This is a genomic window from Parashewanella sp. 2210YD4-3 (assembly GCF_056591735.1).
On sequence record NZ_JBWQOG010000005.1, the window covers coordinates 98,126 to 115,756 of the forward strand.

Below are 17,631 nucleotides of genomic sequence, written 5' to 3' on the forward strand. Positions count from 1 at the left end.
AATTAACGGATTTCTGATGCGGCATCGTCCAATAGACGACGGCTGATGATAAGACGCATGATTTCGTTTGTACCTTCAAGAATTTGGTGCACACGAACATCACGGAAATGTCTTTCTAATGGGTATTCACGAATGTAACCATAACCACCGTGTAATTGCAGTGCGGCATCGCACACTTGGAAGCCAACATCAGTCGCAAAACGTTTCGCCATAGCACAATAAGCCGTTGCTTCGGGATCTTTTGTGTCCAATTTAAAGGCAGCTAGACGAACCATTTGACGAGCAGCAACTAATTCCGTAGCCATATCTGCAAGTTTGAATTGCAACGCTTGAAAAGCCGCTAATGGCTTACCAAATTGTTTACGCTCTTTCATGTATTCTGTTGCACGATCAAGTGCCGCTTGCGCAGTACCAATTGAGCAAGTCGCGATATTGATACGACCACCATCAAGTCCTTTCATGGCAAAGGTAAACCCTTGACCTTCTTCGCCTAAAAGGTTTTCGACTGGAACACGCACTTCCTCAAAAGTGATTAGACGTGTTGGCTGAGCATTCCAGCCCATTTTGTCTTCAGCTTTACCGTAAATAACACCTTCAGCATCAGCAGGAATCGCAATCGCAGAAATGCCTTTAGGACCAGCTTCGCCAGTACGACACATAACGACTAAAAGCTCAGTGTCTCCAGCACCTGAAATAAACATTTTCGAACCAGAGATGACATATTCATCACCATCACGAACCGCTTTGGTTTGTAGAGATGCTGCATCACTGCCTGAGCCTGGCTCTGTTAAGCAGTATGAAGCCAGCTTTTGACCTGTAGTGAGATCTTCTGACCAATTAGCACGAAACGCTTCTGTACCCCAAGTGGTTACCATCCAAGTCGCCATATTGTGAATGGTCAACATAGCCGTGGTTGCGGTACACCCTTCAGATAAAGCTTCAAAAATAATGGAGGCATCAAGACGTGAAAGCCCCATTCCACCTTCTGATTCAGGTGAATACAATGAGCAAAAACCTAGCTCACCCGCTTGTTGAATAACGTCTTTTGGAAAATGATGTTCTTCGTCCCATTTGGCAGCAAATGGCGCCAGTTGCTCTTGAGAAAATTGACGAGCTAAATCTGCAAACTGTCTTTGGTCTTCGTTTAAGTTAAAATCCATGCGGAGACTCCTAAGATTATTTTTAACAATTGCATTGGGAATTCAAAGGAGTAATAGAACAAACGCCAACAGAAGCGTACGTCCATGTACTAACGACCATTACATCCTGTAATGGACGGTTGGCTTATTGCCCTATTACTCCTATCTCAGCATTCAGCGAAATAGAATTCACACATCAAACTGTTATATCTAAGTAAGCTGTCACACTTTAAATTTGCTTAAAACAGCTTACCTAATTTTTATTCGGGGTTACTTAAGTGCAATCGTCATATTCGGCCCTGATGCTATATCAGAATCGAACCAACGAGCAGTAATGGTTTTAGTTTCGGTATAGAAACGAACCGCTTGCTTACCGTAAGCATGTTGGTCACCGTAAAAGCTGCCCTTCCAACCTGTAAATGAGAAGAAAGGTAACGGTACAGGAATTGGTACGTTAATGCCCACTTGACCGACTTCAACTTTGTGCTGGTATTTACGCGCTGCTGCACCACTGGCAGTAAAGATAGAAGTACCATTTCCGTATGGGCTGTTGTTCACAACTTCAAGGGCATCATCAAGTGAATCAGACGTCATACAACAAAGTACAGGACCAAAGATTTCCTCTTTGTAAATAGTCATGTCTGTAGTTACATCTGTAAATACGGTTGGGCCAACCCAGTTACCTGATTCATAACCTTCGACGGTAAATTCGCTGCCATCAAGTACACAATTAGCGCCTTCAGCTTTACCTTGCGCGATTAAGCTAAGTACACGCTCTTTTGCTTGTGGGCTGATCACTGGACCATATGCCGCATCTTTATCATCCCATAAGCCCGGCTTAACTTTAGCTAGAGCTTCTTTAACTTCTGGGATCCACTCTTTCGCTTCACCAACAAAAATCGCAACTGAAATGGCCATGCAACGTTGACCAGCTGCACCAACAGATGCACCAACTAGGTTGTTGATCACTTGCTGCTTGTTCGCATCAGGCATGATCACACAGTGGTTTTTTGCACCAGCAAAAGCTTGAACACGTTTAAGATTGTCAGTACCTGTCTTATAAATGTATTGACCGACTCCTACAGAACCTACGAAAGAAATCGCTTTTACGTCTTGGTGATCAAGTAAAACATCAACGGCAACTTTGTCACCATGAACCATCTGCAATACGCCTTTAGGCGCGCCTGCTTCTTCGAATAGCTCAACAAGACGCTGTGGCGTCATTGGATCTTGTTCAGATGGCTTAAGAATGAAGGTGTTACCGCAAGCAATAGCTAGAGGGAACATCCATAAAGGGATCATTGCAGGGAAGTTAAATGGCGTAATACCTGCACACACACCTAATGGTTGAGTGTAGCTGTAGGTATCAATAGAGCGTGCCACGTTTTCAACCGTTTCACCCATCAACAATGAAGCGATATTACATGCATGCTCAGCAACTTCGATCCCACGCCACACATCACCTTTGGCATCGTCAAAGGTTTTACCCGTTTCTTTAGCTAGAATCGTCGCGATTTCATCGTGATGTTCTTTAAGAAGATGTTGGTAACGAAGCATTACGCGAGCGCGTTCAGATACAGGGATTTCCTTCCAAGTAACAAATGCTTTTTTAGCGCTTTCAATTGCTGTTAATACTTCAGATTCAGTCGCTGCGTTCACAACGGCAATGGTTTCATTATTTGCAGGGTTTGTAACAGAGATTTGTTTACTACCTTCGCCTAGAACAAACTCACCATCAATATAATGTCTTACTTGAGTTGTCATGTAACAATCCTTTTGTTGATGTCTGTATTTTTATTATTTTTATGGTTTAAATAAAAAAAGCTGAGCTCGAAAAAGCTCAGCCTTTAAATGGGTTATTCAACTTCGATAGCCATCGCCGTGGCTTCACCACCACCAATACACAATGAGGCCATACCGCGTTTAAGACCACGATTTTTAAGTGCGTGAATAAGAGATACTAGAATACGAGTACCTGAGCAGCCAATTGGATGACCTAATGCACAAGCACCGCCATTAACGTTCACTTTTGCAGCGTCTAATCCAAGTTCAGAAACCGCCAACATGGTTACCATTGCAAACGCTTCGTTGATTTCATAAAGGTCAACTGAGTCTTTAGTCCACTCAAGTTTATTAAGAAGGTTCATCATTGCGCCAACAGGAGCTGTAGTGAACATTGCAGGCTCTTGTGAATGAGTTGAATGAGCGCAGATTTTTGCAAGTACTGGTACACCCAATTCTTTAGCCTGAGCACGAGTCATAACCATAACGGCTGCAGCACCATCAGAAATCGAACTAGAGTTAGCCGCTGTAATCGTACCGTCTTTAGCAAACGCTGGACGTAGCGAAGGAATCTTGTCTGGACGAGCATTACCTGGTTGCTCGTCGGTATCAACGACTGTGTCGCCGCGACGACTTGATACGGTTACAGCCGCTACTTCGTTTGTAAACGCACCTGAATTAATTGCACCATTGGCTTTCTCTAATGAACTTAAGGCAAACTCATCCATTTGTTCACGAGTGATGCCATATTCATCTGCTGTCTTTTGTGCAAAAGTACCCATCGCGCCGCCAGTGTAGGCGTCTTCTAAACCGTCTAAGAACATGTGGTCTAATACTTTGCCATGACCCATACGCATACCACCACGTGCTTTATCTAGCAAATATGGCGCGCCACTCATGCTTTCCATACCACCAGCAACAACGATATTAGCGCTACCTGCTTTAATTAGGTCATGAGCCATCATTACGGTTTTCATACCACTACCACATACTTTATTTAAAGTCGTTGCACCTACTGATAGCGGAAGTTCAGCACCTAGCGTTGCTTGGCGAGCCGGCGCTTGACCTAAACCAGCTGGTAGTACACATCCCATAAGTACTTCATCAACTTTATCACCTGAAATACCCGTTTCAGTCATCACAGATTTGATTGCAACAGCACCTAAAGTCGGCGAAGGTACACTTGACAGAGAACCTTGGAAGCCCCCCATTGGTGTACGTTTTGCTGCTACGATTACAATATCCTGATCCAGTTGTTCAGTACTCATTTCAACTCCTTCTCCCTACCTATTTTAAAAAGGCAAAGAGTAAATTCTTATAGGGTTAATAAATTTTAAGTACTAATGTGACGTTTACGCTAACGTAAAGCAAGTTTTTTTTGGTCAGATGAGAAGTTTTTGTAGTTTGGCATGTCATTAAGGTTTTACATGCCTTGTGATTTAGAGTTGACATTAACTAGAAATAGGCAGAAATTGGTTGTTCAACAGCAAAAACGCTGAATCCCATTCTTTATTAGAGGTACTGATATGGAAGCACCAATTCATACCCTCTCTTCACTATTCGAACAACTAGGTCTAGAGGGCTCTCAATTCGCTATTAACGGTTTTATTCATAGAAATAGTCCCATTCCCCAGAATGTCGAACTAGCTAAAGCAAAATGTTGGAATCACTCACAGGCAAACATGCTTAATGAAATGATTTCAAGTGATGCAGATTGGGAACCAATCGTTGAGCAACTGAGTGTGTTGATGCACAAGTGATCTTTCACCATTGGCTTCAAAAACCTCGCAGTGGTAATTCATCACTGCGTTTTAACCAACTATCTTCTGGGTAATGACAATCACCATTGATGATATGTATTGCATAAGCGTATCGGGATTTATCACTCGTATTTGCGCAGCTACCATGGGGTAAGCGACCATGAAAAGCAATTAAACTCCCTTGCTTTACTTCTAGAGGTAGTGATAATTCAGGAAAAGGGGTGTCATCTAGCTGTTCAGATTCAAATTTAGAGTCTTGTTCAAAATACCTATGTCTTAGGGGCCCTTTATGGCCTCCATCTTCAACCAATAAACACCCATTACTAAGATTGGCATCCTGTAATGCAACCCAAAATCCTATCACCGATTCTGGTTCAGTATATTGAAAGGCACCATCTTGATGAGGAACCACTTCCCCCCCTACTTTAGCCGATTTAAAGATAAACATTGATTGCAACAACAGAGGGTTAGAATTTCCCAATATATCGACTAACTTTTCAAGCTCAGGCTTTCTGGAAAACTCGTCAAATACAGGATCGATATCGTGTAGAGCATGCCCTACTTTATTGAGATTTTCGAAAATACCTTGCTTGGTGTTGATATCTTCGTCAGTAGCCGTTTTTTCAAGGAAAAAGCGAATTTTATCTCCAGAGTCTAATAGATAACTGTTTGCAGCATGTTCATCGTCTTTTATTGTAAAAAACGTCCCTAAATTGGAAGTATCCTCCGTTTCAACCAAAAATCGCATACGATCGATCAAGCCTTCACATTCTGCTGCTGAATAAAAGTTTTCGAAAACAGCAAAACCATGATCATCAAATGATCGCTTTATCTCATCGGGCTTACTTAAATTAGAAAACAATTGAAATGACATGAAGGCCTCTGATTACTGCTTCGTTCTATGACACAGATTCTATGCTATCACAGCCAAGGTGACAAATTTTAACCAGCTTTATAATCATAACGACATTAACGACTTAGAAAAGTTATTAAAAGTAACCAACAAAGTTGTTCACAGGTTTTGTGGATAACTTCTGTTTTTCAAAAATTACACATAAACGGACATTGCCTTAACGTACGCTATGTAATATAACGGTAGTTTTCCTAAGGACGCTCTAGTTTTATCATGCGATGGATCTCGATCTTTGTAGTCTTTTTGATCTGTGCTTGTAGCCCAGACAAAGAAAGCGCTATCTATAACTCTAACAACCCTGAATATGCCGCATACCATTTTTTAAAGGCTATTTATATTGATCAGAGTGTAACTGAGACAAAAAAGTTCTCCGGACACGACTTGAAACAGTTACTGGAACACTACCACATTGCTTCTGCCGTTCAACGGCATGTACTTAATCTCCCACTTCATGATGTCCAACTTGAAGTACAAGAAGTCGATATCGATTTTTTCCGTAAAATGGACGGTGAAGTAAAAATTCGTATGAAAATGACAGGAACGAGAAATGATAGGCCATGGTTTGATACTCGTTTATTGGCCGTCAATAAAGAAAGTAATAAATGGCTAGTTACCAAGATAATACTTGACCAAAGATAATAGGACTACTATGACAAGAATAATCACCGAAACTCCAAGACTAATCATTCGAGAGTTTTGTTTAAGTGATGCAGCCGATGTTTTCGAGTTTAACAGTAATGCAGATGTAATTCGGTTTGTTCCTGATGATGAGTTAACTTCTATCGAACACGCAGAACAAATTATCAAAGATGTGTGGCTTGCTGACTATAAAAGCCGCGGTTACGCACGCTGGGCTTTAGAATTAAAAGCCACAGGTAAAGTGATTGGCTTTTGTGGTTTTAAATTTGAAACTCATCCAGGAGTTCAAGCCAATGATATCGCATATCGTCTATTGCCTGAATATTGGGGAAAGGGGCTTGCTACTGAAGCCGGTAAAGCTTGTATTGACTACGCTAAACATCACTTACCTTTTAAGGAAGTGTTAGGTGATGCAGATGTTCAGAATACTGGCTCTTCTAATGTCTTGCAAAAGCTCGGCTTTGAGTTTCAGACTCAAGTTGATCATGATGGCGTACTTCATAATCGATACTTGCTTACTTTATAAATTAATTCGATTTTAAAGCACTATGTAGTATTGTACCGCACCAATGGAGTATTGACTCCAACATCCCACAAGAACAAAAACTAAAAAGCATGTGAGAGGTACAATGCATATAAAAAATAAATTGAGTCTAAAAGGCTCTATTGTTGGTGTTATTGCAACTGGACTAATGGCCATTTCACCTCAAGTAATTGCCAATGACTACGCTTGGAATTCTATGCTAACACTGACTAAACAATTCGGTGATAGATTCGCTGGTAGCAAAGGTGAGCAACAAGCCGCTTTTTGGTTAAAAAGTGAATTTGAAAAGTTAGGTTACCAAGTAAAAGAGCAATCATTTGATTTCAAGCTCAGAAAGCAATCTCTTTCATCAATGAACTTAGAAATATTTAAGCAAGGAAACTCGCCTAAAACCATAGTAATTGGTGCCCATTTCGATGCAATAGGACATAATACTGGCTCTACAGGCTTTACTGATAATGCATCAGGTATAGCTACCCTATTGGCAGTAGCAAAAGCACTGCAAAAAACAACGCCATATTACAGCGTTAAGTTTGTAGCATTTGGCGCAGAAGAAGTCGGTCTTAATGGTTCTAGAGCTTACATTGAAACTCTCAAACCTAATCAGATTACTGGAATGATTAACTTAGATACGGTGGCAGGCGGTGATCACTTATACATCCATAGTGCTCACTCTAAGCCTTATCACTGTAGTGGTGATAACTCCAAATATGCCTCTGATTCTTGGTTAAGAGATGAACTTATTAAACAATCAAAACGTGTAAAATTAGCTAGAGGCTATGATTTACACCCAAAAACTCCTGAGTTTCCTGAGGGTGAAACTGGCAGTTGGTCAGATCATTCTCCATTCGCTTGTATTGGTGTCCCAATCGCCTATATCGAAGCAACCAATTTTTCAATTGATGGTGAATCAGGCAAAGACGGCTACTCTCAAACTTCTCACCCAGATTACTGGACGTGTTTCGATAATAGCAGCATGGCCAGTTGTGACCGCAATAAAGAGAAGCAGTGGGGGAAAATTTGGCACACTAAATTTGATCAAGCAGAGCAATTAATTCCTAAGCTGGAATCCCACATTAAGCTACAAATTCAATCAAATGTTACTTTATTAACTCAGTTTTTGTTAAGTACGCCTCAAAAATGATTTGTAGCCTATATTAACCTCTGCTCTGCTCTGCTCTGCTCTGCATAACAACTTCTAAGCACAGCTACTTATGCGTATTTCTGTATTAGAACAGTCCATAATAGGCTGGCTATTACGAACTCTGCTGCATTTGCTTACGGTAATTCATTTCTAAAATGCAACAGAGCCTTTTATTAAAACATATAACTGGTCGCTTTATTATTTATCCCAAAATCCTTGCAAGGTTTTGCTATATCAGGAAAATTATTAATAACATATCTATCCGAATCAATTGAAACTTCTATTTTTCTATTATTTTCAAGTTGAATGGAAAAACCGACTGTGCTGGAGATGTCCCCCCCGTCACATTCAAAATTTTGTTGTTTTTCTTTGATGCCAGTAACGCGAAGTAATTCTTGTCCATTGTTAATATAAATGAGATTCCTTTCTAAATGACTTCCTTGTTGTAATAAGGTACATGCAGACTCAATTGAGTCTAAAGTAAAAGTTATCATTTGCTATCTCTTGTTGTGGAACGGTGAAATTCTAGCAACAAAGACGTAGAGTAAAAAATCTATAACTCTTTACAAATCGGTCAAAAATCTAGCTTTTGATATTGAAAATACGACTAAAAAATGTTATTTATTTTCACCATGACAACTTACTAATTTAACTAACTTTTAAGCTATTCTATAATCTCAAGCTAATAACAAAAAAATATAATATATCTATATATTATAAAAAATAAATGTGTAAATTTAATTATAAATCCACTTACTATAAATCACTCAGGGTTTACAAAAAAATTATGTGGCTCGAATAGAAATACTTTGCAGAGAACATGTGCTGTATATATTTCTTTTGATAAAGGTACAGCTTGATATTGTTGGCGCATTTTTGTACAAGCAGTTGCTAAATTCTGTTTGCTTTCAAGAATCTTCAGAAATGAAAAGTACGCACCGTATGATTTTTGGGCTGCTCTTTCGATAATTTTATCAATGATAAAGTTTACCTTGAGATGAACAGCAAATTCCCCTGATAAAAAACCTTCATCTTTCGCGGTGAAACTTAACTGTTGGCTGTGTTTCAGATCAGAAATTAGTTCGTGAAGAAACGGACTTATTTGAAGTAGTTCTGTTCTATTTAGTGAATATAATGACTGAGAAATAGAGTCATGCATTCTGGTATCTTGATCTCTCGATTTTTGGCATTTGGAAACTACAAGCAAAGTATTTGGCATTAGTAAATAGTTGTGAATAATGCTGGTCTCAGTAGTTAGGAAAACTTGATAACCGACACCATTTATATATGCCTGACAATCTAGTCTCTGAAGCTTTAGGCAGTGCTCACTATTTAGGTTTGTATCTGTACTAAATGAAGCTTCAATCATCTCAATCTTAATTGACGTCATTAAAATTAGTATCTTACAAGCATCAACTGAATATAAGGTGAATGTAAATATTTCAAGAGTATCTTGCTCTTTTTTGTTCGTTTTTACAGGGATAAATTCAGCTACACGCTCTACTCTAGCCAATAACTTTCATAACTCCACATCTCAATCTGAACCATCTTGTTGTAATAAGAGCTGCGCAGTAAAAGCTTGTCTTTACATTCTAATGGGCAGAGGATTAGTTTTAGGAGCAGTAGTTGTTGGTGGAATTGCAGGGGTTGCTGTTTTTATTGGATCGCTTGCTGCCGGTGACGTTTATACCAACACACTCAATTTTAATAGCTTATATACAGAGGGTAAGCACAAATGCTTACCCTCTATGTGGGATGTCCTCAAACAAATAGTTAAATTAACCTAAAGCATTAACGCTCAAGTTTAATAACACATTACGTTTATCATCAATATCAACAGCATCTACATTGCCACCATTTTCAGCAAGGAAAGTTGCAGTAGCTTGTACCAATTTGCTGATATCAGCTGCCTGTAGATCTTTGCTTCCAACTTGAACATGCTCAACAGCTTTGTCACCAAAATGATCTTTAATAGTTAGCTGATCAGCTACACTGCCGAGCTTATCGTGGTCATTATCTCCTAACACCAACACACGTAAATCGTTCCCTGTACGTCTAAAGACAACATGATTTAAATCTACACCTTCAAGCTTAAGTGTATCTGTTCCTTGGCTATCAGTAATTGTATCTTGACCACCATTCTCATGGAAAATATAGGTGTCATTACCTTCCCCACCAACTAATACATCATTGCCCTTACCACCAGTGAGTTCATCAGCCCCTTGCCCGCCGACAAGAATGTCTTTTTTATCGCCACCGATAAGAACATCGTTACCTATACCACCGTCCAGTAGGTTACTGTGCCTTAAAGTGCCTTTGACAACATCATTACCTTCACCAGCAAGTATGTTGAAGCCCATGTGAGCGTTAGTCACTTGTATAACGTCATTTCCAGTAGTTCCGTCTAAAACACCTGCTCGGAATGAAGTCGGCTGTACAAACCAGTGTTCAGAATGTACTGACTGATACGGTTTTCTGGCCGCAACATATTCATTTCTATAAGTTGTATGTTCATATACAACAACATTATGTCGATGGCTCTGCAACTGAGTTTTGTCTATTGTATAAACGGCAGCATTTCTTAATACAAAGCTATTACTACCAGTATGCTGTTTTCCAAAGTCATCAACAGCAATCAAATCTTTAACTCTGTAATGATTGCCTTCGAATCCTTCTCCTTGATGTGACAGTATCGAATACTCGAGTTGAGCTCTATTGGTTTCAAAAATATCGGCTATATCTTGTAATGAAATTCCTGATAATGCCCCAAGTCGTAACGCATTTTCACTGTCGACCGTAACATGACGTACATTTTTTCGACTGAAACGACCACTGTCCGTGCGGCGATGCTCTCCTAAATCTAATGTGAAAGTGCTTCCTGCCGTATAAAAACCTTTTACACGTACAGTATCCGTTGAGCCCTTACGGATAATAACAAGGTCATCACCTTCTTTCGAAGTAACAAGATTGGCTAAATTACCGTTGAGTTTAAGAACGTTTTCACCATCAGAATCTTCAATCACAGTATTGCCAGTAAAGTCATTCAATAGATATGTATCGTTACCCTTACCACCATTAATATTGCCCCCACTGGCTTGTAGTTCATCATTACCACCTGTTGCTACATTTGGAATGCTATCTAACGAGAAGGATTGATTACCTATTAGATTACTTACGACTGATTTAACGGCAGAGCCATCAACACTAGAACCGTTGCCTAAGTTAAACTTACCTAATGGGGTTGATGTATTAAACCATTCACTGAGTAATACGATATTTTGTCCATTGTTTTGAATTAATAAACTATCCCCATTACGAACAAACTGAACGTCATCAATATTCAGCTTACCTAAACTAATATTTAAATCTTTTGTCAAAAATTCAGAGCCAACGATTTTTAGCGGTCCCGTTTCAAGTGTAAGTTGATCACCTCTATTTACTCTTAGAGTGGGTATAGATTGCTGGCTGTTTATGGCAGTTGAATCATTAATTACACCACCGAAGCGCAGATGAGTAACTGAAGCAAGAGCACCAAGTTCACTCGCAGATAGTAAACTCCCGTCGCTGAAACGTAGCTTTTCAATCCCAGCCTTATTTTGTGCCCAACCTTTTAATACAATAGTGTTTTTAAGCTGTCCAAGTGTGCTTGCCTCACTGTCATTAATATAAATCTTTAAGTCATCTCCAGATTTAACAACAAAGAGTTTTTCAGCACGATCAACCTTTAATGCAATAGTATCTGTACTGCTGTCAGTACCTGAATCTTGGACTACATCATGACCATCACCCACTAAATAGAAGTCAGAACCTAAGCCGCCATCTAAAGTGTCGTTACCTCCCAAACCCACGAGCTGGTTATTTTCTGCGCCAAGACGAAGTACATCATCTTTTTCTGTACCAATGAAATTTTCGACTTCACGAATCGTTTGACGCCCAGTAACTTCACCTTTAGCGTTTTTCACGACGGCTTCAACAGCACCATTAGCATAGGTAGTTTCAACATGCTTATCTTGTAATAGGTTCCACGTAGCAGTATCAGTACCAGAACCTCCAAAAAACGAGTCATGACCAGTATTGTCAATATTACCAACTGAGAGTATGTCGTTGCCATGCCCACCTTCTAGGCGATCATCACCTTCGTAGGAAACTAATGCATCATTACCATGATTACCGATTAGGGTGTCATCACCCTTACCACCAGTGATTTTATCATTACCATGACCGCCATCAATTCGATCATTAAGTACTGTTCCTTGAATGGTATTTCCATCACTATTTCCAGCCGTTGATCTCAACTGACCGACAATGTATGAAAGTAAATCTGATGATGTTAATTGAGCATCACTAAAGCTAATTGCAGGAAAACGAGTTATCAGATTACTAGCGAGTAAATTAAGGTCTATTTCATCCCAACGGCCTTGAGCATTTACGCTTCCACCAAGCGTTTTTAACGGAATTTTAGCCAACACTTTTCCGGTGATAAAAAACTCTACATTTCCACCCTGAATACGAAGTTTTACTTGCGATTCATTAAGCCCTCTAAACACAATACGATTACCAGTATCAACTTCAGAAATGATACTAGCGTTTGAACTAGACGTGATCAGATAAGTGTCGCGACCTACACCACCTTTTAGAACGTCTGTACCACCAGTGGCAAAAAGAGTATCGTTACCTTTACCGCCTTCAAGGTAATCATTATCGGTAAGACCTGTCTTTCCATCACCCGTAAGCACATCGTTACCATCGCCACCATATAACGAATCAGAACCACCTAAGCCAATTAAGGTGTTTGCTGTTTCGCTACCATAGATTTTATCCCCAAAACGGCTACCTTGAACGTTTTCAATGTTTAGCAGTAAATCTTCTGCATCACTTGGCTTAGCAATTAGGTTTAGTTGCTCAAAATATCTATCGGTAAACTGCTCAGCTGACAAGCCCGTATTGACGAGAGGATCTGGCAATCTGCTATATGGGAGAATGTAGTTTTTCAAACGAACAGTGACACCTTGCGTACGCTCAGCCTCAGAGTAATGAATGGTATCGATACCTTTACCACCATCAATGCTGTCGGCACCTAACCCACCAATAAGCTGATCGTCACCTCCTTCTGCGATGATAAGGTCATCACCACCATTACCAATGAAAGTGTCAGCACCACTACTACCAAAGAGCTTGTCGCTATGCTGTGACCCACTAAAGATCTCTATATTCCTAAAACTTGAGACTAACTGATTATCACCTGATTTAAGCCCTCTGATGATGTTATGGGTTAAATCGATTTTGACACCGTGCTCAGGCTCAAAGAGTCTGAAATCAAGAGTGTCGGTATCTGCACCACCATCAATAATATCACCCGCTACAGTTAATGAGGCATTAGCTGACGTTTTGGTTTTAGAGTAATCACGAATAATAAAGGTGTCATTGCCTCCATGACCCTCTAGGTGGTCTTTACCCTCACCACCATCAAGTACGTTCGCTCTATTATCACCCTGTAAATGGTCATCAAATTTTGATCCCTCAAGGTTTTCGATACTTTCAAACGTCGCATCTACTTGATTGTTAATTACAGAATGATTGACTAACAGGCTGGCTGAAACACCACTATGGACGCCATTTGCTGGGGTTTGTAAATCTCTCCAGGATGCCGTATCTGATCCAGCACCTCCTTTGAGTTTATCAAGTCCTCGGCCGCCGATGAGGATGTCATCCCCCTTACGCCCTTCTAAAGTATCATCACCATCACCGCCACTTAAACGGTTAATGCCATCGGTGCCTTTAATGATGTCTTTGTATTTCGTTCCGGTAACATTTTCAAAACCCGTAATGGTTTCGTTTCTTACAAAGGTTCTGTCTTCTGAATTAAGCAGTTGTGAGTTAGGAATGCTGCCATCAATGGTGATATTGCTTTCTCTAACAACAGTAACTTTGTTGGTATTACTGGCAATATCCACTTCTGCTTTATGAGATTTTAAACGTGTATAATCAAAATCACCAAACAACCTAAACTTAATGCTGCCATCGCTTTCAAACATTACCATCAAAGATTTATTTTTATTACCATCAAAAGGCAGATCGATATATCGACCATTAAAATTGAAGGTGTTTTTAAGAATATCCCAATGTAACGGGTGCTTTCTGCTGGTGTTATCGCTACCGTTGCGATTTACCGTAATAACCTTGCCCAAGACTTCGATTTGTAACTGAGACACTTGATTATTGCTGGTGCGAATGACTTTATTAATGGCAAAAACTTGTCGACCACCTACTTTTAAACGTAATGGAGAGTCTGGATTGTTGATGCTGCCATTGTTATTTACGCGGAATACATCAAGATACGTAAATGGGTAATTTTTGGTTGCACTATTAATCTGCGCAAGATCTCGCTCAACGCTAACACCAAAGGTATCATTGCCCGCACCACCATCAAGCGTGTCCAGTCCACTACCACCATAAATGACATCGTGGCCCGCATTGCCCCAAATTTGATCATCACCACCGCGGCCGAATAAGCGGTTATTGGCACTGTTTCCGCGTAAAAGATCAGCCTTGTTCCCACCAATAAGTCCTTCAATGCCAATAAGCTTGTCTTCTTGGACGGGTGCATAGACCTGATAGGGTTCAGTCCAAGCTACGTTTCCTTTTGATCTAAAATGATGCTTTGTATCCCAATGACGACGATAAGCATGGGTTTCGTTTGTGTCATCTTTTAGAGTGATATCCCAGCCAGTATTTCTATCGCGATTATTACGACTAAAATCGGCTATATCATAACCTTCACCACCATCTAACGTGTCATTACCTTCACCACCAGAAAGAATGTCATCGCCATTTTTTCCTTCCAGCGTGTCTGAACCCGCTTCACCTTCAAGAATGTTTTGTAAATAATTTCCAACGATAATGTCGTCGTATTTGCCTGCAATGACATTTTCAAAACCTGCAATTTTATCGATATGCTCACTGGTTCGATCACGTTTTACCGACCATTGATAAGGTCCGTCTAAGGTGACTTTAATCGCAACATCGGCATCACTGATGTCATAAGTATCGGTTCCAGCCTTACCATCTAAGGTATCTTTTCCACCCTTGCCTTTGATCACATTATCTTTAGCATTGGCGACAATGGTGTCGACTTCCTCTGAGCCAATAAAGTGTTCAATGTTTTGAACATCCGTTCCCTTAATAATGCGATGGAATAGTAAAAGCAGTTCAGGTGCACTGACATCATTGTAAGATTGAAAATCGAGCTTCTCGAGAATTGAGCCATTAACAATAATATGACCGCTATAAGTGGTTGGGCTGTTACGAATTTTTACGAATAGCTCATCGCCATTACTGAAAACATCTTTACTTAAGCGATAGACCTGCTTGTTTTTCACATTAAGATTATTATTGATCCAGCTAATAAGGGCAGCGTGTTGCAAGGTTGGATTAGTCGTCTCAAAATGAGAGGTAAATAACTGGCTACGATCGGCAACAGCTAAAGTACCAGTACCTTGTACGCCTGGTAAGTCACCATCCGTTCGACCTTGAGAAATACGCGTAAGCTTATCAAGTAAACGTCCGCCAAATCGCCAGTTAATATGATTGGTGGTATTGCTATTGATTGCATGCTCATTAAAATCTTCAATCAAAAAGGAAAATAACCCTCGATCGTCATTACGTCCATGAGCCCGAATATTGTGATTGTTTGTCGTGGTTACTCTGAAATCTTCACTGCTAATCGTGCTATTAGAGCCATGAGGACGCAATATGGCTTCACCGTGGTTACCCACTAATTTGAAACCAAGCTTAGGTAATCGGGTGTAGATCTTGTGGCCCCATTCATTAAACACCATGAAATCGGGTAATTGATCAGCGACGAGAGTGTCATCACCTGCACCACCGTCTGCTCGTATATCGATGCCAATTTCTGAGATCAAGCGGTCATCACCGTCTCCACCTTCCAAAATATCAGCACCCGCGCCACCATCAATAATATCGTTACCAGCACCGCCTCTTAAAATATCATTACCCGCACGACCTTGAAGTAAGTCATTACCTGCACCTCCTTCAATAAGGTTACCCACAGAGGTATTATCGATTTTGGCAATATTCTTAATGAGATGAGGGGCTGCATGACTGAGGTTAGTAATGAACTCTTGTCGCAATGCGCGTAGATTTGTGCCTTTTGTATCTTGATCAATGCCAGCTGATTTACCATCAATAGAATACTCTAGCGTGTCATACCCTTGTGCGGTTAGATCTTGAACAAGCTTATCGTATTGCGCTTTAAAAGCGTCACTTTTAAGGAAAGTTTGAAAACTTGCACCAGCATCAGTAGCAAGTGGAATAAGGAAACCAATGGCAGTATTTAATAGTCCAACACCAACATTAATTACATCCAATACCGCAGAAATAATGGTACCGATAATGGGAACAAAATCTAAAACAAAACTTGCTGCATCCAGAACAATTGACACACCATCGAGCGCAGCCTGAACACCTAAAATAGCGGCTTGACCATGCTGGCCTTCTTTTCGTGCATTATCTGCTGCAATGGCATTTTTGGTTAAACTATGAACACCAACACCAATTGCCAAAATAGCCCCGACTGCACTAACAAATCGTGCTGCATGCGTAGCCCCTGCTGTCGCATTTTGACCAGCCTGCAATGCCGTTTTCGGGTTTAAAAGTGCCTTTGCGACATCATTGCTCACATGACTCGCGATTTTACTGCCAATAAATCGATAGATACCGTAAGTCAGCTTAGCAGTACCTAAGGCTGCGCCAGCATATCGCACATCTGCTGCTTGTTGATTACCCTCAGCCGCTTTTTGCGCTGCAGCAAAAAAGCCAAGACCAGAAGATACAGCACCAAACCCAAAGCCAACAAAAGTTGTTCCAGACTGGATTGTACTTGCCACAGCGGAAAGCTTTGAGGTGCTGTTTAGATTTTTAGTGATTTTAGCAAGGCTTTTTAATTCAGAATTACTAAACTCTTTTAAAATTTTACTGTGCCTCAGGCCATGACCCATAGGCAAATCACCGACGAGCTTGCGGTATTTATTTAATACTGCAAAATTACTGATACCTCTGAGGTTATCAATACTTGATAAAGTGCTTGGAAGCTGAAGCAGTTCATCCTTAATCACCGTTAAATTTGAGCCAGTACCACTAAAATAGTCACTTAAATTATGCGCCTGGTCTTCAATGGAATTACCTAAGTCTGGTGCTAAATTACGACGGTTAAGTTCAGCCAAAACATCGTTACGTATAGGATCATTACTGGAGGTTGGTTGGGCCAAATCTTTTGCAATTTCCTCTGGCGTTTTATTGTTTTTTGCCAGTTGTTGTCTTAATTCTTCTGTGCTGTCTTTGAAGTAATCGGCCTGTTCAGGGGTTTTACCTTTAGCAATGTCTAACGGATTTAATAAGCCATTATCAGCATCAGTGGTAAAGCGTCTGGTTTCATCATCATTAAGCGCTTGTCTCAATTGATTTGCCAATCCACCCGCACCAGCATCCTTAAGAGTATCTGTGACTTTAGTGATTAAATCTTCAGTTGATAAATCAGCACCTTCAGTGACGATGTCCCTTACTACTTTTGCCAAGTTTTGGTTAAAGTTTTTCTCTATGTTTTTTAATTCAGTTTCACTTTTTTGATCAAGTGAATTTATCTCTTGGTCGAGTGTTGTTGTAGGCATGTCATCTCTCATTTTTGTGAGTAC

At 40.3% G+C, this 17,631-nt stretch carries 11 protein-coding genes; 4 read left to right on the plus strand and 7 right to left on the minus strand.

Annotation, left to right across the window (positions count from 1 at the left end; translation table 11 throughout):
* Positions 1–2: 2 nt before the first annotated feature.
* The 3 genes from AC1EU0_RS09360 to AC1EU0_RS09370 form a co-directional block, all read right to left on the minus strand.
* On the minus strand, positions 3–1,160 hold the full coding sequence (locus tag AC1EU0_RS09360; RefSeq protein ID WP_480302131.1) for an acyl-CoA dehydrogenase family protein: 1,158 nt from the start codon (positions 1,158–1,160) through the stop codon (positions 3–5).
* Between the two features lie 249 nt (positions 1,161–1,409).
* Complete coding sequence (locus tag AC1EU0_RS09365) at positions 1,410–2,903, minus strand: CoA-acylating methylmalonate-semialdehyde dehydrogenase (protein WP_480302132.1); 1,494 nt, start codon at positions 2,901–2,903, stop codon at positions 1,410–1,412.
* A 92-nt stretch (positions 2,904–2,995) separates the two neighbouring features.
* Positions 2,996–4,189: an acetyl-CoA C-acyltransferase gene (locus AC1EU0_RS09370; RefSeq protein WP_480302133.1), complete on the minus strand. Its 1,194-nt coding sequence runs from the start codon at positions 4,187–4,189 to the stop codon at positions 2,996–2,998.
* A 258-nt stretch (positions 4,190–4,447) separates the two neighbouring features.
* On the opposite strand from AC1EU0_RS09370, the gene AC1EU0_RS09375 reads away from it, so the two are divergent.
* Entirely contained in the window at positions 4,448–4,681 is a 234-nt protein-coding gene (locus AC1EU0_RS09375; protein ID WP_480302134.1) for a DUF2789 family protein, read from the plus strand.
* Between the two features lie 16 nt (positions 4,682–4,697).
* Here the strand turns inward: AC1EU0_RS09375 and AC1EU0_RS09380 are convergent, their stop codons facing one another.
* Entirely contained in the window at positions 4,698–5,555 is an 858-nt protein-coding gene (locus AC1EU0_RS09380; protein ID WP_480302135.1) for a phytanoyl-CoA dioxygenase family protein, read from the minus strand.
* A gap of 252 nt (positions 5,556–5,807) precedes the next feature.
* Between AC1EU0_RS09380 and AC1EU0_RS09385 the strand changes: the two genes are divergently transcribed.
* The 3 genes from AC1EU0_RS09385 (at position 5,808) to AC1EU0_RS09395 (ending at position 7,921) form a co-directional block, all read left to right on the plus strand.
* Complete coding sequence (locus AC1EU0_RS09385) at positions 5,808–6,233, plus strand: hypothetical protein (protein WP_480302136.1); 426 nt, start codon at positions 5,808–5,810, stop codon at positions 6,231–6,233.
* Between the two features lie 10 nt (positions 6,234–6,243).
* Positions 6,244–6,759 carry a GNAT family N-acetyltransferase gene (locus AC1EU0_RS09390; RefSeq protein WP_480302137.1) on the plus strand — a complete coding sequence of 172 codons (516 nt, stop codon included), beginning with the start codon at positions 6,244–6,246 and terminating at the stop codon, positions 6,757–6,759.
* 103 nt (positions 6,760–6,862) lie between these two features.
* A complete protein-coding gene (locus tag AC1EU0_RS09395) occupies positions 6,863–7,921 on the plus strand; it encodes a M28 family metallopeptidase (RefSeq protein ID WP_480302138.1) in 1,059 nt (352 codons plus the stop codon).
* A 173-nt stretch (positions 7,922–8,094) separates the two neighbouring features.
* Here the strand turns inward: AC1EU0_RS09395 and AC1EU0_RS09400 are convergent, their stop codons facing one another.
* The 3 genes from AC1EU0_RS09400 to AC1EU0_RS09410 all read right to left on the minus strand — a co-directional run bounded on the left by AC1EU0_RS09400 (position 8,095) and on the right by AC1EU0_RS09410 (position 17,607).
* A complete protein-coding gene (locus AC1EU0_RS09400) occupies positions 8,095–8,415 on the minus strand; it encodes a hypothetical protein (RefSeq protein ID WP_480302139.1) in 321 nt (106 codons plus the stop codon).
* 269 nt (positions 8,416–8,684) lie between these two features.
* On the minus strand, positions 8,685–9,290 hold the full coding sequence (locus AC1EU0_RS09405) for a hypothetical protein (RefSeq protein WP_480302140.1): 606 nt from the start codon (positions 9,288–9,290) through the stop codon (positions 8,685–8,687).
* 409 nt (positions 9,291–9,699) lie between these two features.
* Positions 9,700–17,607, minus strand: coding sequence for a hypothetical protein (locus AC1EU0_RS09410; protein ID WP_480302141.1), 7,908 nt, complete (start codon positions 17,605–17,607; stop codon positions 9,700–9,702).
* Positions 17,608–17,631: the final 24 nt, after the last annotated feature.